The sequence below is a fragment of the Acidisphaera sp. S103 genome (genome assembly GCF_009765975.1).
Lineage (GTDB): Bacteria > Pseudomonadota > Alphaproteobacteria > Acetobacterales > Acetobacteraceae > Rhodopila.
The window spans coordinates 176,196-199,469 of the sequence record NZ_LMUJ01000054.1 but is presented as its reverse complement, the minus strand read 5'-3'; the positions used below and the strand labels follow the sequence as shown (position 1 = coordinate 199,469).

General features: G+C 64.9%; 20 protein-coding genes. 10 read left to right on the top strand and 10 right to left on the bottom strand.

From position 1 onward, the window contains the following. Positions 1-9 precede the first annotated feature (9 nt). Genes ccmE through GSQ89_RS17270 form a run of 3 tightly spaced genes read right to left on the bottom strand, consistent with a single transcriptional unit; the run spans position 10 to position 1,438 of the window. Positions 10-510, bottom strand: coding sequence for a cytochrome c maturation protein CcmE (ccmE, locus tag GSQ89_RS17275; RefSeq protein ID WP_158927420.1), 501 nt, complete (start codon positions 508-510; stop codon positions 10-12). After that, the gene (locus GSQ89_RS38520) at positions 507-653 is read right to left on the bottom strand and encodes a hypothetical protein (protein WP_216856219.1); all 147 of its coding nucleotides are present in this window, start codon (positions 651-653) and stop codon (positions 507-509) included. Before GSQ89_RS38520 ends, ccmE begins: the two co-directional genes overlap by 4 nt. Then, positions 650-1,438, bottom strand: coding sequence for a heme ABC transporter permease (locus GSQ89_RS17270; protein WP_254073247.1), 789 nt, complete (start codon positions 1,436-1,438; stop codon positions 650-652). Before GSQ89_RS17270 ends, GSQ89_RS38520 begins: the two co-directional genes overlap by 4 nt. A gap of 189 nt (positions 1,439-1,627) precedes the next feature. Here GSQ89_RS17270 and GSQ89_RS17265 point away from each other — a divergent pair, with 189 nt between their 5' ends. Genes GSQ89_RS17265 through acs form a run of 3 tightly spaced genes read left to right on the top strand, consistent with a single transcriptional unit; the run spans position 1,628 to position 4,396 of the window. Beyond that, positions 1,628-2,047, top strand: a complete 420-nt coding sequence (locus GSQ89_RS17265) for an EVE domain-containing protein (RefSeq protein ID WP_158927416.1) — start codon at positions 1,628-1,630, stop codon at positions 2,045-2,047. Continuing rightward, the gene (locus GSQ89_RS17260; RefSeq protein ID WP_254073246.1) at positions 2,035-2,391 is read left to right on the top strand and encodes a Rieske (2Fe-2S) protein; all 357 of its coding nucleotides are present in this window, start codon (positions 2,035-2,037) and stop codon (positions 2,389-2,391) included. Before GSQ89_RS17265 ends, GSQ89_RS17260 begins: the two co-directional genes overlap by 13 nt. A 55-nt stretch (positions 2,392-2,446) precedes the next feature. Next, positions 2,447-4,396 (top strand): acetate--CoA ligase, encoded by a 1,950-nt coding sequence (acs, locus tag GSQ89_RS17255; RefSeq protein ID WP_158927409.1) that lies wholly within the window; start codon positions 2,447-2,449, stop codon positions 4,394-4,396. Between the two features lie 60 nt (positions 4,397-4,456). Here the strand turns inward: acs and GSQ89_RS17250 are convergent, their stop codons facing one another. Further along, complete coding sequence (locus GSQ89_RS17250) at positions 4,457-5,311, bottom strand: LysR substrate-binding domain-containing protein (RefSeq protein WP_158927407.1); 855 nt, start codon at positions 5,309-5,311, stop codon at positions 4,457-4,459. A 177-nt stretch (positions 5,312-5,488) separates the two neighbouring features. Here GSQ89_RS17250 and GSQ89_RS17245 point away from each other — a divergent pair, with 177 nt between their 5' ends. Continuing rightward, positions 5,489-6,490, top strand: coding sequence for a bile acid:sodium symporter family protein (locus GSQ89_RS17245; protein WP_158927405.1), 1,002 nt, complete (start codon positions 5,489-5,491; stop codon positions 6,488-6,490). Between the two features lie 106 nt (positions 6,491-6,596). On the opposite strand, the gene GSQ89_RS17240 is transcribed toward GSQ89_RS17245, so the two are convergent. Both GSQ89_RS17240 and GSQ89_RS17235 read right to left on the bottom strand, forming a co-directional pair. After that, entirely contained in the window at positions 6,597-7,427 is an 831-nt protein-coding gene (locus GSQ89_RS17240) for an amidohydrolase family protein (protein WP_158927403.1), read from the bottom strand. Beyond that, positions 7,424-8,692 carry a TCR/Tet family MFS transporter gene (locus GSQ89_RS17235; protein WP_158927400.1) on the bottom strand — a complete coding sequence of 423 codons (1,269 nt, stop codon included), beginning with the start codon at positions 8,690-8,692 and terminating at the stop codon, positions 7,424-7,426. Before GSQ89_RS17235 ends, GSQ89_RS17240 begins: the two co-directional genes overlap by 4 nt. 313 nt (positions 8,693-9,005) lie before the next feature. Here GSQ89_RS17235 and cysK point away from each other — a divergent pair, with 313 nt between their 5' ends. The 6 genes from cysK (at position 9,006) to GSQ89_RS17205 (ending at position 16,600) form a co-directional block, all read left to right on the top strand. Beyond that, a complete protein-coding gene (cysK, locus tag GSQ89_RS17230; RefSeq protein WP_158927398.1) occupies positions 9,006-9,983 on the top strand; it encodes a cysteine synthase A in 978 nt (325 codons plus the stop codon). A 163-nt stretch (positions 9,984-10,146) separates the two neighbouring features. Continuing rightward, positions 10,147-10,866 carry a biotin--[acetyl-CoA-carboxylase] ligase gene (locus GSQ89_RS17225; protein WP_158927396.1) on the top strand — a complete coding sequence of 240 codons (720 nt, stop codon included), beginning with the start codon at positions 10,147-10,149 and terminating at the stop codon, positions 10,864-10,866. Between the two features lie 93 nt (positions 10,867-10,959). Next, positions 10,960-12,549, top strand: a complete 1,590-nt coding sequence (locus tag GSQ89_RS17220) for an acyl-CoA carboxylase subunit beta (protein ID WP_216856218.1) — start codon at positions 10,960-10,962, stop codon at positions 12,547-12,549. Between the two features lie 3 nt (positions 12,550-12,552). Beyond that, positions 12,553-14,928: a CoA transferase gene (locus GSQ89_RS17215; protein ID WP_158927394.1), complete on the top strand. Its 2,376-nt coding sequence runs from the start codon at positions 12,553-12,555 to the stop codon at positions 14,926-14,928. Then, on the top strand, positions 14,925-16,133 hold the full coding sequence (locus tag GSQ89_RS17210; protein WP_216856217.1) for an MFS transporter: 1,209 nt from the start codon (positions 14,925-14,927) through the stop codon (positions 16,131-16,133). Before GSQ89_RS17215 ends, GSQ89_RS17210 begins: the two co-directional genes overlap by 4 nt. 11 nt (positions 16,134-16,144) lie before the next feature. Beyond that, a complete protein-coding gene (locus tag GSQ89_RS17205; RefSeq protein WP_158927392.1) occupies positions 16,145-16,600 on the top strand; it encodes a nuclear transport factor 2 family protein in 456 nt (151 codons plus the stop codon). 18 nt (positions 16,601-16,618) lie between these two features. Here GSQ89_RS17205 and GSQ89_RS17200 read toward each other — a convergent pair whose 3' ends face one another. The 4 genes from GSQ89_RS17200 to treZ all read right to left on the bottom strand — a co-directional run bounded on the left by GSQ89_RS17200 (position 16,619) and on the right by treZ (position 23,214). Further along, complete coding sequence (locus GSQ89_RS17200) at positions 16,619-16,915, bottom strand: hypothetical protein (protein ID WP_158927390.1); 297 nt, start codon at positions 16,913-16,915, stop codon at positions 16,619-16,621. A gap of 85 nt (positions 16,916-17,000) precedes the next feature. Further along, positions 17,001-19,487: a malto-oligosyltrehalose synthase gene (gene treY, locus GSQ89_RS17195; RefSeq protein ID WP_216856216.1), complete on the bottom strand. Its 2,487-nt coding sequence runs from the start codon at positions 19,485-19,487 to the stop codon at positions 17,001-17,003. Continuing rightward, positions 19,484-21,499, bottom strand: a complete 2,016-nt coding sequence (malQ, locus tag GSQ89_RS17190) for a 4-alpha-glucanotransferase (protein WP_158927388.1) — start codon at positions 21,497-21,499, stop codon at positions 19,484-19,486. Before malQ ends, treY begins: the two co-directional genes overlap by 4 nt. Next, a complete protein-coding gene (treZ, locus tag GSQ89_RS17185; RefSeq protein WP_158927386.1) occupies positions 21,496-23,214 on the bottom strand; it encodes a malto-oligosyltrehalose trehalohydrolase in 1,719 nt (572 codons plus the stop codon). The genes malQ and treZ overlap by 4 nt, the downstream gene beginning before the upstream one ends. Positions 23,215-23,274 lie beyond the last annotated feature (60 nt).

Sequence of the window (23,274 nt, the reverse complement as noted above, 5' to 3'; positions counted from 1 at the left end):
TGAGTCATGTCACCCGGAAGGCCCGGCGGGTTTCCCCGGCAGGTTCCATGTGGAGGCCGGCGGCGGTGGCCCGGCGGCGGGGTTCCAACGCCCGGACTTCTTCAGCGCGTCGACGACTTCCTTCGGCATGTAAGTCGCATCATGCTTGGCCAGCACCTCCGAGGCACGAAACTCCCCGTTCGGCTGCTCGACTCCCAGTACGACCACGCCTTGGCCCTCGCGGAACAGGTCCGGAAGGATGCCTTTGTAGACAACCTCGACACTGGCGTTGCCATCGGTGACCTTGAACTGGGCGCCAGCGTGGCCGCCCGTCGATTTTTCGACCGTCCCCTGCTCCACCAGACCGCCCAGGCGAACCTGCCGGCCGTTGGGCCCCGATTTGGCCAGATCGGATGGCGACACGAAAAACACCAAATTGTCGCTGAACGCCGACAGGATCAGCGCCGTGGCCGAACACAGGCCGACGCCGCAGACCAGCAGAACCAGCAGGCGCCGCTTCTTGCGGGTCATGCCCTGCCCCGGCCGGAGCGTGTGTCGATCGCCCGCAGCCGGCGGTGAGCCGACCTGACGCGAAACAGCACCTCGACGGAAAGGACCAGCGGCATCCCGACCGCGATAACGTAGGCCGCGGCAATGTAGGGCCAATGGGTCACGACAGAACCTCTTCTCCGCCGGAGGACGATGCCTTGGCCATCAGCAGGGCTCGGATTCGGCGTTCCATCACCGCGGCACGCGTGCGGGCGATGGTGATCCCGGCGAACAGCAGGCTGAATCCTAAGGTGGTGAACAGCAGCGGCCACAACAGGCTTGTCGCGATCGTCGGCGCGCCCATCAGAGTGATCGAGGCCGGCTGGTGCAGGGTATTCCACCAATCGACACTGAACTTGATAATGGGCAGGTTGATAACGCCAACCAGCGCGAGAATGGCGCCGGCCCGATAGCCGCGCGTAGGATCGTCAAACGCCCGGACCAGCGCGATATGGCCGAGATAGAGTAAAAACAGCACGAATACCGAGGTCAGGCGCGCGTCCCACACCCACCACGCACCCCAGGTCGGCCTTCCCCACAGGCTGCCGGTCGCCAGGCAAACGGCCGTGAAGCCGGCGCCGACCGGTCCAATCTCAACCGCCGCGAGGTCGGCCAGCGGATGGCGCCATATCAATGACAACACGCTGCAAATCGCCAACGACAGATATCCGGCTGATGCGAGCCAGGCAAACGGCACATGCACATACATGATGCGAACAGTATCGCCCTGCTGCCAGTCGTCCGGGGAGAAAAACAAGCCCCAGACCACGCCAATGGCAGTCAGCAGCGCGCCGGCCCAAAACAGCCACGGCAGAACCCGTCCGGACAGCCGAAGGAATTGGCCCGGATTGGCGAACCGATGCAGCGTCCTTCCCAAACGGGGCGGCGCGACGGATGAGCGAGCGTCCACTGGTTGTCCTCTACCCGATTGGCCCAAATCGCGAAAGCACACGCCGATCATGCCATGGCGGCCGCGCCATCAGGATGATCTCTGTCACCAAGCCCCAAATATTCCGAACCGGGGCATTGAACAACGTCCGGTCGCGGTGACAAGATCGACCAAGACGCTCCGATCCGAGCGCGCGAACGATGGGGAGAGATGATGACCGGCTATTGGTTGGTGAAATCGGAGCCGGATGCTTTTTCCTGGGATCAACAAGTCGCGAACCGGGTCGAGCCGTGGACCGGCGTGCGCAACCACATGGCGAAGAACAACCTGAAGGCGATGTCCAAGGGGGACCTTGCGTTTTTCTATCACTCGAATGTCGGCAAGCAGATCGTCGGCATCGTGGAGGTCGCGCGGGAAGCCTATCCAGACCCGACGGCGGAAAGCGGAGACTGGGTGTGCGTCGATATGAAGGCGGTTCGTCCGTTGCCGAAACCCGTTACGCTGGTCGATATCAAGGCAGACCCGAGCCTCGCGGACATGGCGCTGGTGCGTCAGTCCAGGCTGTCCGTCATGCCTGTTTCGAAGCCGCATTGGGATAAACTGTGCCGGATGGGTGGATGGAAAATCTGATGCCGACCGGCATGCGGACATTATGCCGGGTCACCGACATCCCCGAGAACGGCGCCAAGGGATTTCCCGGCGCCGACGGGGCGTTCACCGGACTGGTGGCGGTCCGCCAAGGTGACAATGTGTATGTCTACGAAAACGCGTGCCCCCATATCGGCACGCCGCTGGATTGGACACCCGACCGGTTTCTATCGGTGGACGGACGCCATCTGATCTGTGCGACCCACGGTGCCGAGTTCACAATCGCCACCGGGGCGTGTATCTCAGGACCGTGCCGAGGCGACCGATTGACCCCGGTCGATGTGGTGATCCGAGACGGCAGTATCCACGTGCTCGGCGACGGGTGACCTCAGACCGGCGCGGCACGACAGGGAAGCTTGCAAAAAGGCAGGGAAACAATCCGTGGCAGACAACGCTCTCACCCAGGAATCCGTCTTTTCCGTCCCGGCCGCCTTCGCCGCAAAAGCGCGCGTGACCGCCGCCGGATATCAGGAGGCATATCGGCAAGCGGCGGCGAATCCGGATGGCTACTGGGAAAAAGAAGCCAAGCGTGTGGCCTGGATGACGTTTCCCACCAAGATCAAGAACGCCAGCTTCAGCGGAGACGTGTCGATCAAGTGGTTTGAAGACGGGGTTCTCAACGCCTCGGTATCATGCCTCGACCGGCATCTGGCCGAACGCGCGGACGCGACGGCGATCATCTGGGAAGGCGACAATCCGGACTCCAGCCGGCATGTGACGTACCGGGAACTGCACGATCAGGTCTGCCGCCTGGCGAATGCCATGAAGGCGCTGGGCGCCAAGCGCGGCGATCGGATCACGATCTACATGCCGATGGTGCCGGAAGCGGCCGTGGCGATGCTGGCCTGTGCGCGGATCGGTGCGATCCATTCGGTCGTGTTCGGCGGCTTTTCCCCCGACAGCCTGGCCAACCGCATCCAGGATTGTGACTCCACGATGCTGATCACGGCAGATGAAGGCCGGCGTGGCGGCCGGCCGGTGCCGCTGAAGGCGAACGCCGACGCGGCCCTGAAATCCTGCCCGGGCGTCAAGACCGTTATCGTTGCAAAGGTAACCGGCGCTGCGGTCAACCATGTCGCCGGCCGGGATCATGACTATGCCACGCTGCTCGCCGCCGCGTCGCCGGACTGCCCGCCGGAGCCGATGTCGGCGGAGGATCCGCTGTTCATCCTGTACACCTCGGGTAGCACGGGCAAGCCGAAGGGCGTGCTGCATACCACCGGGGGCTATCTGGTCTGGGCCAGCTATACCCATGAAAACGTCTTCGATTACCGCCCGGGCGACGTCTATTGGTGTACCGCGGACGTGGGTTGGGTGACCGGGCACACGTATATCGTGTATGGCCCGCTCGCCAATGGCGCGACCACCCTGATGTTTGAGGGCATTCCCAATTACCCGGACAGCAGCCGCTTCTGGCAGGTGATCGACAAGCACAAGGTCAGCCTTTTCTATACTGCCCCGACCGCCATCCGCGCGCTGATGCGGGAAGGCGTCAAGCCGGTGGAGCGGACGTCCCGCGCATCGCTTCGCCTGATGGGCAGCGTCGGCGAGCCGATCAATCCGGAGGCTTGGCTGTGGTACTACAACGTGGTCGGGGAGAAACGCTGCCCGATCGTCGATACCTGGTGGCAGACCGAAACAGGCGGCATCATGATCAGCCCCCTTCCGGGTGCGACCGCTCTGAAGCCGGGGTCCGCGACCCTGCCGCTGCCCGGCGTCCAGCCGATCCTGGTCGATGGCGACGGCAAGGAGCTGACCGGCGCGGCCGAGGGGAACCTGTGCATCCGCGACCCCTGGCCCGGCATGATGCGCACCGTGTTCGGCGACCACGAACGGTTCATCCAAACCTATTTCTCCACCTTCAAGGGCCTGTACTTCACGGGCGACGGCGCCCGCCGCGATGCCGATGGCTATTACTGGATCACCGGCCGGGTCGATGACGTGATCAACGTTTCGGGCCACCGCATGGGCACCGCCGAGGTGGAAAGCGCGCTGGTCGCCCATCCCAAGGTCGCGGAAGCGGCGGTCGTGGGATTCCCGCACGATCTCAAGGGCCAGGGCATCTACGCCTACGTCACCCTGAACGCCGATGAGGAACCCACCGAGGCGCTGCGCAAGGAACTCGTCACCTGGGTCCGCAAGGAAATAGGCCCGATCGCCTCACCCGATGCGATCCAATGGGCACCGGGCCTGCCGAAGACGCGGAGCGGCAAGATCATGCGCCGGATTCTGCGCAAGATCGCCGCGAATGAGACAGACAGCCTGGGGGACACCTCAACGCTGGCCGATCCGGGCGTGGTGACGGAATTGGTGGCGAACCGCGTCAGGTAACACCAGCCGGGGTGTTGTTGATCCATCGGCAGTAAGGCCTGTCTGCCCCGAAGCCGGTGGTTATCCCGCCCTCTGCAGACGGTCCCCGTTCGCCAGGATCGCCGCCGCCAGCGCCGCCGCTGGTCCCCGCGGGCCGGTTCTGACGCCCAGAACCACGAACTCCACGTCGCCAAGCGTCGGCAGCCCGGCAGAGGCTGGCATTTCCATCAGGCCCTCCGGCATCAAACCCCGCGCATGGACAGTGACGCCGAGACCGGCCAGGCAGGCGGCGCGCAGACCGCTTAAGCTGCCGCTAGTGCAGGCGATGCGCCATGTCAGGCCGGCCCGCTCCATCGCCTCCAGCGCCACCGACCGGGTGATGCTGGGTGCATTGAACAGGATCAGCGGCACGGGTGTCCCGATCTGCGTGCCCGGCGCTGCGACCCAGGCCAGCCGGTCACGCCATACCAACTGGCCCCGGTCGTCGCCGTTCCGGCGCTTCGCCAGCACAAGGTCCAGTTCTCCGGCATCCAGTTCGCCATACAGGACCGCGCTGACCCCGACTTTCAATTCCAGGTCGACCAGCGCGTGCTGGCGGACGAACTCGCGCAGCAATTCCGGCAGACGGGTGCTGACGAAGTCCTCCGACGTGCCGAACCGCACACGCCCGCGCAGCTGTGACCCCGCGAAGTAACGCCGCGCCCGCTGGTTGGTGTCGAGGATGGTCTGCGCGAAGCCGGTCATCGCCTCGCCATCCGCTGTCAGAGTCACGCTGTGGGTGTCGCGCACGAACAGGCGCCGTTCGGCTCGCGCCTCCAGCTTGCGGATGTGCTGGCTGACCGTCGACTGCTGGAGACCGAGGCGCCGGCCCGCCTCGGTGAAGTTGCGGGTCTGCACGACGGCAAGAAAACTTTCCAGATGGATTGGGTCGAACATTGGTTTCCCTCGCCGCGGTAGGATTCACGCGGGCGTGCCATAATTTCGCTTCGGCGGCCTCTCGAAACAGCCGGATATCATAAATCGTCATAACAATAACACCAGTTAGGTTACTTCACAATAACCCACCGTGGGGACATCATTTCCTGCATCGCAGAAGACACAAAGGAACCGGCGATGTCCCCCAAGGCCCTGCTGTCCTGGCTACCGATCGACCCCTACATCGCCGCCATCGTCGGCATGGTCTGTCTGGCGTCCCTTTTGCCCGTGCATGGCGCCGGCACGGGCGTCGCCAACCACCTGACCACGGCCGCCATCGCGTTGCTGTTCTTCCTGCATGGTGCCCGCCTCGCCCCCAGGGCCGCGCTGGCCGGTGCCCGCAATTGGCGGCTGCACGTGATCGTATTGGCCTCCACCTTCATGCTGTTTCCGGTGCTTGTCCTGTCCGCACGGGCCGTGGTCCCGCACCTTCTCAGCGCCCCACTTTGGACCGGTCTGATCCTGCTGTCCGTGTTGCCTTCAACGGTTCAATCGTCGATCGCGTTTACCTCCATCGCCCGCGGCAACGTGCCGGCGGCCCTGTGCGCCGCCACCGCATCCAACCTGCTCGGCATGCTGCTGACGCCGTTGCTGGCGGGGCTGCTGCTGAGCGCCCAGGGCGGGTTCTCGATCAGCGGACTCGGCGACATCCTGGCTCAGCTTCTGCTGCCGTTCGCCGCTGGTCAGCTTTCGCGTCCGCTGATCGGCGCGTGGGCCGAACGCAACCGGACACTGCTTGGCCTGGTCGATCGCGGTTCTATCCTGCTGGTGGTTTACACCGCGTTCAGCGAGGGCGTGACCCAGGGTATCTGGCACCAGCTTGGCCTGACCGATCTGGGCCGGCTGCTGGTGATCGATGCGGTGCTGCTGGGCGCCGTGCTGGCGATCACCACCTATGGCAGCCGGCTGCTGGGCTTCTCGCGCGCCGATGAGGTGACGATCGTGTTCTGCGGGTCGAAGAAAAGCCTTGCGAGCGGGTTGCCGATGGCAACCGTGCTGCTGGCCGGCCAGTCTGTCGGGCTGATCGTGCTGCCGCTGATGCTGTTTCACCAGATCCAGTTGATGGTGTGTGCCTGGCTGGCGAAGCGGTACGCGAAGGCGAGGGTGGATGTCGGGGCGGGCGCGCTGTCACCGTCGTAACGGTGTGTGGTGAGAATCGGCCTCTCCGCACCCCACCCTTTGCACGAACCATTGGGGGACGGATGGCCGGGACAGTCCGGCCATGACGGCGCATGATGCGTTTGGTCTAAAACCGGTAAAGCCGAGCGGGGTTGTCCACCAGGACCTTCCGCCGCACCCCGGCATCCGGTAGCCAGGCGAACAACTGATCCAACAACAGCCCGGCATCCGGCACCGGGTCCATCTGCGGGTGCGGCCAGTCTGTCCCCCACACGCATCGGTCTGGTGCCGCAGACACCAGCGCCTTCACGTTCGCCTCGACATCATCCCACGGCGCACCTGTGGAGGACGCCCGGTAACCGCACACCTTCATCCAGGCCCGCCCGCTGTCCATCAGCCGCAGCAGTGCCTGGAACTGGTTGTGTCCGGTCCCCAGCGCCGCCATCACGCCGCCGCAATGGTCGATCACCGCCTCCACCGGCAAACGCGCCAGCAGCGGCGCGATCGCCAACATTTTTTCGCCATCGGCATAAATCTGGATGTGCCAGCCCAGCGGCGCCACCCGGCGGCCCAACGCCTCCAACTGATCCTCCGGCGTGCCGTTGCCGGAGACCATGTTGAACCGCACGCCGCGGATGCCCTGATCGTGCAGGCGGCGCAGGGCCGCATCGTCGAAGCTGTCGTCGATCACCGCCACGCCACGCGCCCGGTGCAGTCCGAATTGCCGGATCGCGTCCAGCGTCACCGCGTTGTCGGTGCCGGACACGCTGGCCTGCACCACCACCATCCGCTGAAGGCCGAGCGCCTCCGCCATGTCCAGATATTGTGGAACCAGGGCCGGTGGCGGCGAATAGGTACGGCCTTCGCTCAGCGGAAACCGGTCGTACGGGCCAAAGATGTGGAAATGGCAGTCGCAGCTCAGCGCCGGTGCCTTCTGCTTCGGGGGGCGGGTTGTCATCGGCTTCCTCCTGTCTCGGTCGTCGCGGCCACTGTAACGCCGGCGTCGGCGCCGACCAATGCCGGCGGCGGCCGCACCCCCGAGATCGCCCAGATCGCCAACCCGTACGCCAACGCCGAAACCACGAACGGCGCGCCCGGCAGCCAAATGGGCGCAGCCGAGCCGGTGAACGTGGAAAACACCCAACTGGCGATCAACGGCGAAACGATCGCCGTCAGCCCCTGCACCGAAGACAACGCGCCCTGCGTTTCCCCCTGCCGGTCCGCCGCGGCGGAGGCCGAAACCAGACCCTGGATCGCCGGACTGGTAACAGCCCCGATCGATTGCAGCACCAATCCCAACACCACCACCCAGCCGACCGGCGCGAACGCGATGCAAAGATACGCGACGGCCACGATGACCCCGCCGATCATCGCCGCCCGGCGTTCTCCCAGCGCCGGCACCACGCGCCGCACCAGCAACCCCTGCACCACCGCCGATCCCAGCCCGGCGACCGCCAGCGCCAGGCCGTTTTGCCGCGTACCCCAGGCAAACCGAGCCTCGTTGGCCAGCACGAAGGTGCTTTGCAGCGCGCCGAGAGCGAACCAGATGGCGCCCCAAGCGATCGCCAGACGCCCCATGTTGCGGCTCGCCATCACCAGCCGAAGTGAGCCCATCGGATTGGCTCGGCTCCAGTCCATCGGACGCCGTTGTTCCGGCGGCAGGCTCTCCGGCAGCACCAGCAACCCGTACAGAACATTGCAGCCGGCCAACCCCGCCGCGGCCAGGAACGGCAGGCGCAGGCCATAGGTGCCCAGCACGCCGCCCACCGCGGGACCCAGGACGAAACCGATCCCGAACATGGCGCCGACCAGGCCGAACTGGCCGGCCCGCTGCTTCGGCGGCGTCACATCGGCGATATAGGCGGTGGCGGTGGATGCGTTCGCCGCAGTCGCTCCGGCGATCAACCGTCCGAGGAACAGCCACGTCAGCGAGGGCGCCCAGGCCAGCAGCAGATAGTTCGCGCAAATCCCGCTTAACGACAGCAGCAGCACCGGCCGGCGGCCGAACCGGTCGCTCAGGCCGCCCAGGATCGGGGCGCAGACGAACTGCATCAGCGCATAGGCCGTCAGCAGCAATCCCACCCAAACCGAGGCGCCAGAGACGGTCAGGCCGGACAGTTTCACCACCAGGGACGGCACGATCGGCACCACCAGGCCGAATCCCAGCGCATCGATCACCAGGGTGATCAGGATGAACCGGACGGACGCCGACCGGGCGCTCATGGGCCAGCCCGATAAGAGGCGACCGATGCCGCGATGGAGGCGGCGGTGAGCGGGAAGGCGGCGAACAGAGATGTCATGCGGGTAATGTGCATCCGGATCGCCGGTTGCCAAGGCGGGGATAATCGTGTTGGCAGCACGACGATGCACCGCAAATGAGATTCGTGGGATAAAATTCCACGTCGATCCAATGTAGGGCGATATTTCTGCTCCCGGCCGACCCCACCTTGCCAGGAAGAAAGGTTTTGGCCCTTTATGCGCCACCAAATGCCGCCACCGGCCATCGCCGCGGCCCACCGGGAGAAGGACAAGCATCATGGCAACCGAACACAAGCCGCTGGTTTTCGACCGCCCGTTGCGGGGCCGCATCTATGACAGCATCGCCGAAACCATCGGCAACACCCCTCTGGTGCGCATCCCCAAAATTGTCGCCGAGGAAGGAATCACCGCCGACATCGCCCTGAAGCTGGAGTTCTTCAACCCGCTGGCCAGCGTCAAGGACCGCATTGGCGTAAACCTGATCCTGGCACTGGAAGCCTCGGGCACACTGCCGCCGGGCGGCACGATCATCGAGCCGACATCGGGTAACACCGGCATCGGCCTTGCCTTCGTGGCGGCGGCTCGGGGTTACCGGCTGATCCTGACCATGCCGGAATCGGTGTCGATCGAGCGCCGCAAGATGCTGACCTACCTGGGCGCCGAGGTGGAGCTGACGCCGCGCGAGAAAGGCATGAACGGATCGATCGCCCGGGCGAAGGAACTGCTGGCGGCCAATCCCGGTTCGGTGACCGCCAACCAGTTCGGCAATCCGGCCAACCCCGAAATCCACGCCAAGACCACGGCCGAGGAGATCTGGTTCGACACCAACGGTGAGGTCGATGCGATCATCTCCGGCGTCGGCACCGGTGGCACCCTGACCGGCGTGGCGCAGGTGCTGAAGCCACGGCGGCCGGGACTGAAAATGATCGCGGTGGAGCCGGAGGCCAGCGCGGTGCTGTCCGGCGGCAAGCCGGGCCCGCATCCGATCCAGGGCCTAGGCGCCGGCTTCGTGCCGGAGGTCCTGGATACCAAGGCGATCGATGAGGTGATCACGGTCTCCAACGAGGAAACGCTGGTCGCCGCCCGCCGCCTTGCCCGCACCGAAGGCATTCCCGGCGGCATCTCCTCCGGCGCGGCCCTGGCGGCGGCGCTGAAGGTGGGCAAGCGGCCGGAATACGCCGGGAAGCGGATCGTTGCGATCGTCCCGTCGTTCGCCGAACGTTATATCACCACGGTGCTGTTCGAGGGATTGTAGGACCGGCGACCGGAGATTCCGGCCGGCCGGCATCGCTTGCACCGTCATGCCCGCACGGGCCAGCATGACGGTGCGAGTGCCGAACAGGCGATATCCGGGGCCGCTATAAACCCCCCACCGAACATGATAACCTGCGTATCGAGACACGCGGCAGCGAGGTGGCATGAGCGAAGGGTTCACCGTGTGGCACCACGACAAGATCGGGTCCACCAACGACGAAGCACGCCGCCTGGCGCAGGAAGGTGCGCCGCATGGCACCGTCGTGCACGCCGACGAACAGACCGCCGGGCGTGGCCGCATGGCGCACAAATGGTTCAGCCCGGCCGGCAATCTGTATATCTCGATCCTGCTGCGCACCGGCGAACCGGCAAACCGCACCGCTGAACTTAGCTTCCTAGCGGCGCTCGCGGTGGCGGACACGGTGGAGGCGCTGCTGCCACGGCAGACCCGAGCCATGCTGAAATGGCCCAACGACGTGCTGGTCAGCGGTGCCAAGATCGCCGGCATCCTGCTGGAGCAGGTGGACGATGCGGTCATCATGGGCATCGGGCTGAACGTCCTGGAGGCACCGTCGAACGTCGCCTACAAAACCACGACCATCGTGGCCAATGGCGGCATCGCCTCGGTCGACGGGGCACGTGACATCCTGCTGGGGCGGCTGGGGAGTCACCTCGCGGTTTGGCGGATCGATGGCTTCGCGCCGATCCGGGAGCAATGGCTGGGGCGGTCCTATCCGATCGGCGCCGCGATCAGGGCGAACGCGGGGGGCCAGCCTGTCGCCGGCCATTTCGCCGGATTGGATGCCGATGGGGCGTTGCTGCTGGATACGCCGCAGGGCCGCCACCGGATCGTCGCCGGAGACGTGGTGCCGATAGCTGGATAGGCGGTCGCCGCTTCGGACGTGCGCCAGGTTTGACCCGGGCGCCCGCCGGTGGGAACATTCCGCCGGAACGTCCGAGACAAGAGCGCAGACCGAATGGATCAGATGACGCCCAATCCGTCCGCCAGTTGGCAAACGGAGTTGGATGAACTCGCCGAACGCAAGCGGATCGCACGCCAGATGGGTGGGCCCGAACGGATCGCACGCCAGCACGCGGGCGGACGGCTGACGGTTCGAGAGCGGATCGATCAGTGCCTGGATACCGAGTCTTTTTTCGAGATCGGATCGATCGCCGGCAAGGCCACCTACGACGAAACCGGTTCGGTCATGACCGATTTCATGCCGGCGAACGGGGTCTTCGGCCGCGGCACGATCGATGGCCGGCCGGTGGTGATCTATGGCGACGACTTCACCGTGCGCGGCGGGTCGGCCGATGCCTCGATCAAGGGCAAGTATTTCATGCCGGAGAAGATGGCCGGCGAGTACCGCCTGCCGCTGATCCGCATGATCGAAGGGTCCGGCGGCGGCGGGTCGGTGAAAACCATCGAGACGCGTGGGCATGCGAATTTGCCGGGTGGGATCGGGCAGAGCTCCGGTTTGTGGCTGTGTGCGCAGAACATGGGCCGGGTGCCGGTCGTCGCGCTGGGGCTGGGATCGGTCGCGGGGCTGGGGGCGGCGCGTCTGGCCGCCAGTCATTACTCCATCATGGTGCGGGATACGTCGGCGGTCTTTGTCGCCGGTCCGCCGGTGGTGGAACGTTTGGGTGAGATACGCACCAAGCAGGCGCTGGGCGGGCATCACGTACAGGTAGCGGCGGGCACGGTCGACGACGCGGTCGATACCGAACAGGAAGCCTTCGCTCGCACACGGCGATTCCTGTCGTATCTGCCGTCCTCGGTGTGGGAATTGCCGCCCAGAGGGGCGCGTGACGACGATCCGGAGCGGCGCGATCCGCATCTGATTTCGATCGTACCGAAGGACCGGCGCAAAGCATACAGCATGCGCAAGATCATCGAGTCCGTGGTGGACAAAGGCAGTTTCTTCGAGATGGGGAAACATTTCGGCCGCGCCATCATCACCGGGTTTGCCAGATTGGACGGCTGGCCGGTGGCGATCCTGGCCGGCGACCCTCTGTATGGCGGCGGGGCGTGGGGAGCGGCGGCGTCGCGGAAAATCACCCGCTTCGTCGACTTGGCACAGACGTTTCACCTGCCGATGGTACACTTGGTGGATTGTTTCGGGTTCGCAGTCGGGCTGGAAGCGGAGTCGACGGCGACAATGCGGCACGCCGTCACGGCGATCAGCGCCATCCACCAGTCCACCATTCCGTGGTGCGCCATCATCATCCGCAACGTCTTCGGTGTGGGCGGCGGCGGGCATGTGCCGCACACGCTGACGCCGATCCGGTATTCATGGCCGTCGGGCAACTGGGGATCCCTGCCGCTCGAAGGCGGCGTAGAGGCGGCCTATCGGGCGGAGATCGCCGCGGCGGATGATCCGGAGACGAAATTGAAGGAGATCGGTGACCGGTTGGAGCAGATGCGGTCTCCCTTCCGGTCGGCGGAGGCTTTCATTATCGAGGAAATCATCGATCCGCGCGATACGCGGCCGCTGTTGTGCGAGTTCGCCAACATGGCGGCGCCGTTGCGGACTCCGGGGCAATCCATGTTCACGATGCGGCCTTAGACGATGCCCCTGTCTCGTTTCCGCGTGCTGCAGGTCGGGTCCGGTATCGCACTGGATTACTGCGGCAAATTGTTCGCCGATTTCGGGGCGGATGTGGTGAAGCTGGAACCGGTGGGCGGCGACCCGCTGCGGTCGTTTCCACCGATACTTTCGGGCGGAGAAAGTGGTTTGTTCGCCTGGCTGAACACCAACAAGCGAAGCGTGATTGAGACGGCGTTGGGCGAACTACTGCCGGGGGCGGATTTGCTGCTGGACGGGCGTCCCAGTCTCGCCGTCATGGCCGGGACGCGCCCGGCCATGACGGAGGGGGCGGAGTTTATTCGGGCGACAGTTGCCACCACCACCATCTCCTGGTTCGGGGAGTCCGGCCGGTATGCCGGGTTCGCGGCGACCGAGGCGACGGTTCGGGCGCTGGGCGGACTTGTTGCGCTAACGGGCCGAGCGGAGGGGCCGCCGACGCTGGCGACAGATTGCCAGTCGGGGATCATCGCGGGATTGGCGGCGTTCATTGCCTCGGCTGCCGGGCTGTATGACCGCGCGTCCGGCAGCAGGCGTTTTTCCGTCAGTGTCCATGAAACCGCTGTCAATATCGCGGAATACGAAGCCGCGGTTGCCTGGGATATCGGTGTGTCTCGCGCTCGTCCCGGCGTAAATCGCTTCGGACGTAACTATCCGGTCGGCATCTACCAGACGCAGCACGGCATGATCGGTGTCACCATCGTGACCCCCGGCCAATGGCGCGGCATTTGCGCCATGCTGGGGATGCCGGATCTCGCCAAGAATCCTCGTTACGCGGTCAACACCGATCGCCTGGCGCATGCGCAAGAGATCGATGCGCTGTTCCAGCCGGTGTGGGAAACCCGCACCGCGACCGAATGGTTCGAACTGGCTTTGGAATACAAGTTGCCGATGGCGGTCGTTCCGACGATGGCGGAGCTGCTGGAACAGCATGTCCATCGCGTTCGGGGCGCCTTCGTCCCGGTCCGCATTGGCGACGTTGGGTTCGAGGCACCGGTGCTGCCGCAGCACCTGACGCTGACCCCGCCACGCGCCGGCGGCACCGCGCCGCTGGCCGGCGAGGACGCCGCGGTATGGCTGGTTCCGGCAGCGGACCGTCCTGCCGAACCCGCATCGGGCAAGACCCTGCCGCTGCACGGCATGCGCATCATCGACCTGACGATGGGCTGGGCCGGCCCGACCGCCGCGCGCCATCTGGGTGAACTGGGTGCCGAGATCATCAAGGTCGAGGCCTGCCAGTATCCCGACTGGTGGCGCGGCACCGACCTGCGCGCGTCCTTCATCGCGGAACAGAAATACGAGAAAATCCCCTGGTTCCAACTGATGAACCGCAACAAGCTGGACGTGACGCTCGACCTGACCCATCCGGACGGCGTCGCACTGCTGAAGCGGCTGGTCGCCGACGCGGATGCCGTGATCGAGAACTACTCGGCCGAGGTACTGCGCAAACTGGGCCTGGACTACAGCGTGCTGAGCAAGGTCAAGCCCGGCCTTGTCATGCTGTCGATGCCCGCGTTCGGATCGGACAACGCCTGGAGCGCCTGCCGAGGCTACGGTTCCACCTTGGAACAGGCATCCGGCCTGCCCACGATCACCGGCTTCCCCGACGACCCACCCACCATGAACCAGACGGCGTATGGTGACCCTGTCGGCGGGTTCAACGCCGCCGCGGCGCTGATGGTGGCGCTGTTGCACAAGCAGGCGACCGGGCAGGGGCAGAACATCGACCTGTCGCAGGTGGAGTGCATGCTGCCTTTGATCGCGCCAGCCCTGATCGAGCAATCCGCGACCGGCCATACCCCGCCGCGCACCGGCAACCGCCATCCGCTATACGTTCCGCAAGGCTGCTTCCGCTGCACTGGTTCGGATGCCTGGATCGCGGTTTCGGTTACCAGCGACGCGATGTGGCGGGCACTGTGTTCCGTGCTGGGCCGGGACGATCTGGCCGACCTGACCGCCGCTCAACGTCGCGACCGGCAGGACGCGCTGGAAGCCCTGATCACCGACTGGACAGCGGTTCGGTCACCGGACGACGCCATGGCCGTGTTGCAGGCGCGTGGCGTCGCCGCCGGCGTGGTCCGCACGCCGCTGGCGCTGACAGACGACCCGCATCTGGTCGCGCGGGGCTTCTGGCGCCGCCTGGACCGGCCGTTCATCGGGCCGCACTGGCAGTCCTCCGCCGCGTTCCGCGAAGGGCCTGATGCCTATCCAGTTCGCCGCGTTGCCCCTACACTGGGCCAGGACAACGAAACCATCCTGGGCGGCCGGCTCGGCCTCACCCGTTCGGAAATCGACCGCCTGGCTGCTTCTGATGTGATCGGCACTATCCCGAAACCACGACGCGCGCAGAGTGATCAATGAATACACCCCTGCAACGGACCGAGGTTAAATCGCTCGCGCTGATTTGCTCCGCGCACATGGTCAGTCACATCTACTACCTTGTGCTGATCCCGCTGTTTCCTATGCTGAAGGCCCATCTGGGTCTCGGGTTCGTCGAACTTGGGCTGGCGATCACGCTGTTCAACATTGTCGGCGGCCTGGCCCAGGCGCCCATGGGCTATGCGGTCGATCGCTTCGGCGCCAGGCGGATGCTGATCTGCGGCCTGCTGGTGGGCGGTTCAGCCTATATCTCCATCGGATTGTTCCCGTTCTATCCGTGGATGCTGTGTGCGATGGCGCTGGGCGGCGTCGCCAACGCGGTCTATCACCCGGCGGATTATGCCATCCTGGGCGCGGTGATCGAACCGAGCCGGGTGGGTAAGGCGTTTTCCATTCATACGTTCGCGGGCCTCCTCGGCAGCGCCATCACCCCGGTCGTGATGCTGTTCGGTGCCGAGATGTTTGGCTTCCGGATCGCGATCATGGCCGCCGGCGTGCTGGGTCTGGTGGTTGCCATCCCCCTGACGATGGCAGGCTGGTTGGACCGCCATGCCGCATCCCGGATACCGGCCGGTGCAGCGGTGCATATCCCAATGCGGCAGTTGCTGACTCCGACCGTGCTCGGGCTGGTCGGGTTCTTCACGCTGCTGAGCCTGAGCACCGGCGCCCTGACCAACTATTCGGCGGTGGCGCTGATTTCCATTTACGGCTTGTCACTGTCCTGGGCGAACTGGGCGCTGTCGGCATTTCTGTTCGCCTCCGCCATGGGCGTTCTGGCGGGGGGTGAGATCGCCGATCGGACCCTGCGGCACGGTGACGTTGCAGCGGTCGGGTTCGGCAGCGCGGCGGTGCTGATCCTGCTGGTTGGAGCGGTCAACCTGGGCGCGGTCCTGATTGTGGTGGCGATGGGGACGGCCGGATTCCTGGCGGGTATGATCTCTCCCTCTCGCGACATGCTGGTCAGGGCTGCGTCACCGCCCGGTGCGTTTGGCCGCGTGTTCGGGATCGTTACGACGGGCTTCAACATCGGCGGCACGGTCGGGCCGCTGATTGGCGGTTGGATCATGGATCACAATCTGCCGCGATGGGTGTTCTTTTCGTCGGTGCTGTTCATGGTGTTGACGTCGGTGATGGCGTTGGCCAGCGACTGGCGGTCGCGCCGGCGATCGGCGTTGGTACTGTCGTAGAGGGGATTTGAATGGGTTTGCCCGAAGCTGATGCCGCAACGAAAGCCTGGTTCGTCGCCTGGCTGGAAGGGTTTTCCGCCCATGTGCGGGCGGTGGACTACGCGTCGGCCCGTCCGCTGTTTCATCCGGAGATCCTGGCCTTCGGCACACACCAGGACGTCCTACCGAGCCTGGAGGCCTGGGTAAACACGCAGTGGGATAACGTGTGGCCGAAGACGGACGATTTCCGTTTCACCATTCCGGAGACCCATGTTCTGGTCTCGGACGACGGCAGTATGGTGGTGGTTATCGCACCCTGGACCAGCACGGGTTTCCACCCGGACGGGGCACCGTTCGATCGGCCCGGCCGGGCGACGATTGTGTTCCACAAATCGGCCGGCGGCTGGCGGGGTGTGCATTCGCATCTATCGTTGAACCGCGGCGTGCCGCAATCCAGCCATGGCAACCGCCCGGTCAAGGCTCGCTGACCGGGCGCGTATGCCAGCTTAGTGACCGCCGCCGCCGGTGACCGATGTCGCGGCGGCATTGGGATTTGGCACGACCCGGTCTGAACCGGCCATGCTGCTGCCGGAGCCCTGAACCACCGTCTGACCGGTGGCGCCCGGCACGTAGGGGTTGGTCGCGGCCGCTGACGGAGGCGGCGTCGGGGCAGTCTGTGAATCCCCGGACACACCATTTGCGCCGGTATTGACGCCCGGAGTCGTTCCCTGTGCCATCGCGAAGCCCATCGGGGCGGCGATCAGCGTCGCGGCCAACAGCAAAGATCGTGATTTCGAGATCATGGTTATCGCCTTTCGAACAAACCGCCGGAATATCCGCGGCGGTGACGAAGGGTGAACGCGCCGGTGCGCCTATCGCAGCGCGGCATCACGCGGATTCGAACGTCGTCCATACCGCTATCGGACAATGCGCAAACAGCGGTGAAAGCGGAACATCCAGACCGGCGGTCAGGGTTTCACCATCCGCCAGCACCGGGTGAAACACGCGACCGTGCAGTTGTTCCGGTAACAGTAATGTACCGTCCAGCAGACAGTCCGGGTCGAGTGCGAGGCCATCGCCGGGTTGCAGAAAACGATGCACCAGACGGGGCACGGCCACGATCAGCGCCGATCGGCCATGGGTACGGGTAAAAGCGATGATATGCTCTTCAAGCGCACCCTTCACCGGCAGCGGGCTGTAGTCGCCTCGGGCGAACAGGTCCGGTGCCTGACGGCGCAGTGTGAGTATTTTGCGGATCACGTCCTGCTTGATGCGGCCATCGCGCCACGACTGCCCGGTGGCCTCGCGGTGGGCCTGGTAGTCGACGGGCCGGCGGTTGTCCGGGTCGACCAGGCTAAAATCCCAGAATTCCGTACCCTGGAAGAAATCGGGCATGCCCGGAACGGTCATTTTCAGAACGGTTTGTGCCAGGCCGTTCACCGCGCCGGCCGGGGCGATCGTATCGACGAAAGATCGGGCGAGCGGCAGGAAATCACTTTGTTTCGAGAACAGGAAGAACAGGAAATCTCGAGCAGTTGTCTCGTAGATCTGGTTGGGGGTGGTCCAGTCGGTGCGCAATTTGGCTTCGCGCAGTGCCTTTTGCTGCCATACCGCCAGCCGTTCGGCGAACGCCTGGCAGCCGGGCGCGTCGGAGGGATCCAGTTGAGGTGGCCAGGCGCCGACGATCATCTGATACAGCATGATTTCATCGGCGGGGTCGGGTTTTGGCGTATCGATCGCGCCGCATTTTGTGATGAAGGCCGCCCATTCGTTGGGAATTTCGCTGATCACCGCCAGGCGGGCACGCACATCCTCGCCCCGCTTGTGATCGTGGGTCGCGGTGGCCAGCATGGCGTCGGGAAAGCGCGCCAGACGGTCGGCGCAGTCGCGATGGAAATCCGTGATCGAACCGCCCAGACGAGCGGCATCGAAGCCGACATCGTTCCGCGACAGCAAACGGCCGTAGCGGTAGAAGGCGGTATCTTCCACGGCTTTTGCGGCGATGGGGGCGCTGAGTTGCTGGAAACGGGTATTCGCGGCCTTGTGTCCAGGTTCGCCACCCAGCCAGCGGCCCAGTTGATCGAGGGTGACGTGCGCGGATGACGGGGTCGCCTGCTTCGCCGCCGCGAGGGCTTGTGCGAACGCGGCCTGATCGGACGCCGAACGAACCGATCCCGCGTCATAACCGCGATAGACTGGAAAATGCGACAGCAGCGCGACCAAGCCCCGACGGATCGCGGCGGCGGATATGTCGCGTGTGCCGCGATGGGACCGGGCAATGCGGTGCAGGGCTGCCGTTACGGCATTCAGTTGGGCGGCGAAACCATGTTCCAGGATTTCGAGTCGCGCGATGGTTTCCTCGGCGTGAAAATCGGCGGGACGATGGGTCAGATCGTGCCATAACCGGGCGAGACAATCCGCGCCGGCGGCATCATGCTGGACGGCACTGACCTCGTTCATGAAGTCGTACCCGCTGGTGCCATCCACACCCCAATCGGTTGGCAACGCTTCCCCGCTGCCCAGAATTTTCTCGATCACCAAATAGGCTCGGCGATCCGGCGCGAGTTCGTCCAAGCGCCGGCGCAAGTGGCGGCAGTAGCCGGGCGGGTCCGACAGGCCGTCCACGTGATCCACGCGAAAACCGTCGATCAGGCCATCGGCATACAGTCGGAACAGGGTGGCATGGGTCGCCTCGAACACCGCCGAGTCCTCGATCCGCAGGGCAGCGAGGCCGTTGATGTCGAAAAAACGGCGCCAATTTATTTCGTCGCCGGCAACACCCCACCAGGCGAGGCGGTAGTGCTGCCGTTCGAGAAGGCCGTGAAGTCCGTCGGGTCCGTCCAGGGTAGCGGGATCGATCGGGAATTCGCTGTCGAAATAGCGGATGACCGGTTCGCCGTCGTGGTTCTTGGTCAGCCGAATGTCACCGGCGTCGAGGGCTTCACCGTACGGGCGACCCAGGAACGGTGCCAGCACTTTGCCGTGCAAATCCGGATCGTCCGGTTCCCAGTCCACATCGAAGACGTTTGCATAGCGGCTGGACCGTCCATAGCGTAACAAATCGGTCCACCAGGGATTGTCGGCGCCACCCACGGCCATGTGATTTGGCACGATATCGACGATCAGTCCCAGACCCGCTGAACGCGCCGTCGCAACAAGGCCGCGGAAGCCGCGTTCACCGCCCAATTCTGGATTCACCGTGGTGGGATCGACGACATCATAGCCGTGCATCGATCCAGCCCGAGCGGTGAGTATAGGGGAAGAATAGATGTAGCTGATGCCCAGGTCGAGCAGATACGGCACCAGGGCCGCACCATCGGCGAACGTGAATCCCTTATGAAACTGCAACCGCATCGTTGCCCGAGGAGGGGTCACTGGCGCGGTCTTTCCGCGGCGACGAAATCGATTCGGCGGGCGACGGCTTCGTCCTCCAGCACGGCACCGGCCGCAACCGGCAGACGGCGGCGCCAGTTGGGATGTTCGGTCGTGGTTCCAGGCAGGTTCGGCTGTTCGACCTGGCCAAGCAGGTCTTCCAACGGGATCAGCGACAACGGCAGATCCGTCTTGGCGATGAAACGAACGGCGGCGTCCACCACACGGCCGGTTTCTTCCGTATCCGGCACGGGACCTTCCGCGATGTGTTCCCGCACAAAGGCCTCCCACAGTTTCGGCCGATCTTGCTCGCGTTCCGCACGTTCGGCGTCTTCCCCGCGGCGCAGATCGATGTCCCGGCCTTTCCACCAGCCGGCGACCGTCGGTAAATCATGCGTCGAGGTCATTGCCACGCCGCTGCCATTCCAGCCCCGGGATGGCGAGAAGCCGGTTTGCCGGTCGCGTTCGAACCACAAGACCCGCATGCCGTGGATACCCGTCTGTTCCAGCGTGTTATTGAATCCCTCGGGCAGGGTTCCCAGATCCTCTCCAATCACGACGACGTTGTGACGCACCGATTCCAGTGCCATAAACCGCAACAAATCGGCGACCGGGAAGTTCAGATAGGCGCCGTCCGCCGGCGATGCGCCTTCCGGTATCAGCCAAAGCCGAGCGAGACCCATTACGTGATCAATACGGATGCCGCCGACGTGGCGCATCGCCGCACGCAATGTCGCGAGGAAGGAGGTGAATCCGTTCGCCTCCATGGTTCGGGGCGAAAATCCGGTCAGGCCCCAGTTCTGGCCATCCGGGTTGAGCAAGTCCGGCGGTGCCCCGATCGTCAGACCCAGTAGAATGTCGTCCTGGCGGCTCCACGCGTGGCTGCCCGCGGGGTCCATGCCTACGGCCAGGTCGCCGATCAGGCCAATCCGCATGCCGGCCTGTCGCGTCACGTCCTGCGCGGCGGCGACGGAGCGATCGGAAAGCCATTGCAGGAATTGATGAAACAGAATCTCATCCGGCTGCGTATCGGCGAAGAAGCGGACCGCGACGCCACGCGGGTCGCGCAGGTCCGTCGGCCAGTCACGCCATGTCCGTTGCGGCATGCGTTCGGCCTGCAATGCCTCGAAGCACGCGTGATCACGCAACAGTTCCCCGCCATTCGCCCGGTATTGCCCGAAATCGGCCCCCAACGGCCCATTCCAGTCATCCCCGTACCGGAATGCATCGAACCTTAATCGCAACGATGCATATTTTGCGGCCGACGCGACCGGCCAATCGATCAGGCCGTTGGACAGTGGCGCCCCTCGGTCGACGGCGGGGCCGAACACCAGTTCGGGTGCAGCGTGCAATGGATTGAGGAACAGCCGGCTGGACGGCGCGTAGGGGCCGAAGCGAGACGGATCCGCGGCGTACAGTGCGTGCATGGGACTCAGGGAGATGGCATCGGCCCCCTTTGCGCCCGCCACCCGAGCCAGATCGGCGACACCGGCCAGATCGCCGATGCCGCCGTCACCGGGGCGGCTCAAGGCATAAAGCTGCGCCGCGAGGCCCCATAATCGCGCATCCGGAACGACATCCTCGATCGAACGGCACCGGCCCGGCGACACCACCAGAACGATCTCCCGCTCTCCGACACGCAGCCGGTGGTAGCCGGTTTCGGCGACGGCCGGGATGCGCAGCCGCCCGCGTGACGGCATCAGCGCGACCGGCCGCGTGTTCCCCGATTCCAGCACCAGTTCCGCCGGCAGCAAATCGTTGCCCCCCAGGTCAAGGCGTGTGGGGCGGCCAGCCACGGCGGTCACCAATGGCGGCAGATCGGCCAGGCTGCTGCGTTTCGTCAGCAATCGGCGGCTCGCGGCCACGTCTCGGCTGGAATCGGCCGGCAACCCCAGAGCAGCCAGCACGCGGCGCAGAACCGGTGGAGCGACGACATGTGGGCGGCCGGCATAGTCCTGCCATTCGACGGCGATGCCGGCCCGACGGGCAAGGTCTGTAAGAATGTCGTCGCTCATGCGGCAATCTCCAGGTACGCGGCGGTCATCGGCGCGGTGTCACCCGTGGTGAACAGCACACGCCCCGCCGGCGTTGCGAACGCCACCGCATCCGCATCAAGATTCACAACAATTGTCAGGCATGCGCCGTCACCCAGGCGCCATCGCGCCAGGACAGCCTTCGGCCCGATCGGTTCCGCACCAAGGGAAGTCGTTCCGGCCAGCCGCGGGACGATTTCTTTCATCCGCAATGCGATCAGCGCGCGATAGAGGGCGAAACGAACGGGGGACGCCGGCCGGGGGACCGATGCGGCGAACGTCTCGGCGGCATTTGGGTCGGGAATGCGCTCGCGCTTGTCCGGATCGGCGAATGCGGCGAAACCGGCAAATTCCTGGCGGCGGCCTTCCCGTACGGCGTCCGCCAGTTCGGCGTGGTGATCGGTAAAGAACAGAAATGGTGTGGCCGATGCGGTTTCCTCACCCATGAACAGCAGGGGAATCTGCGGGCACAGCATTTGCAGTGCGATCGCGGCTTCCAACGCCGCCGGCGCGGTCAGCGTCGTCAGCCGCTCCCCAAAGGCGCGGTTGCCGATCTGGTCATGGTTCTGCAGGAACAGCACGTGGGCGTAAGGCGGCAGGTCCGCGCTGGGTTCCCCGCGGGGCGCCTTCAGATATGCCGATCGCTCACCCTGATAGGCCCAGCCTTCTGCCAGGACACGGGCCAGCCTGGCCGCGGGATCGGCGGCGTAATCGGCGTAGTAGCCGCCGTCTTCATCCGTGAGCAGCACGTGCAGCACGTTGTGGCCGTCATCGTTCCATTGCGCGGCTGCGATTTTGCGTAACAACGACCCGGCGTTGTGATGTTCCAGCACCAGATGGACGTAACGTTCTGGATTGACGGTGGCGCGAACGATCGCCGCCATCTCCACCACCCAATCCTGCTCCTGGATGGCATGCACGGCGTCGAAGCGCAGGCCGTCGAAACGGTATTCGGTCAGCCACATCAGCACGTTGCCGATGAAGTAATCGCGCACCTCCGGCCGGCGGAAGTCGATCGCCGGTCCCCATGGCGTCATCACGTCGTCGCGAAAGAATTGCGGCGCGTAGGCATGCAGATAGTTACCGTCGGGACCGAAATGATTATACACCACGTCCAGGAACATCATCAGTCCCAGGCCATGGGCGGCATCGACCAGTTCCTTCAGTTCGTCCGGCGATCCATAGGTCGAATCCGGTGCATAAGGCAGCACCCCATCGTAACCCCAGTTGCACTTGCCCGGAAAGTCGTTGACCGGCATCAACTCGATCGCGGTGATCCCAAGGTCCTTCAACCGAGGCAGGTCGTTGCGAATTCCGCGAAATCCACCGGCTGAACCGGGATGCACCTCATACAACACCGTTTCGGTCCAGGGCCGGCCATGCCAATCCGGATGCCGCCACGCGAACGGCTGGGTTCGCACGACACTGGCGTCATGCACGTCGTCCGCCTGTTCGACCGAGGCGGGATCGGGTACCATCATGCCGTCCGCCAGCCGGTACCGGTACCGCGTGCCGTCCGGCACACGCGCCGTCGCTTCAAACCAGCCGCCGGCGTCGCGCCGCATCGGCAGCAGGTCGCCGGATTCGATCGCGACGGACACGGTTTCCTGTGCCGGCGCCCACAGCCGAAACCTGACGGCGCCGTCGTCCAGTCGCTTCGCGCCAAAGACGCGGATTGGATCCGAAACGTTTGTCATGGTCAAATTCCTCGCAAAGCCGCGAGACCAACATCGGCCAGCGACCGGCCGGCATCATTG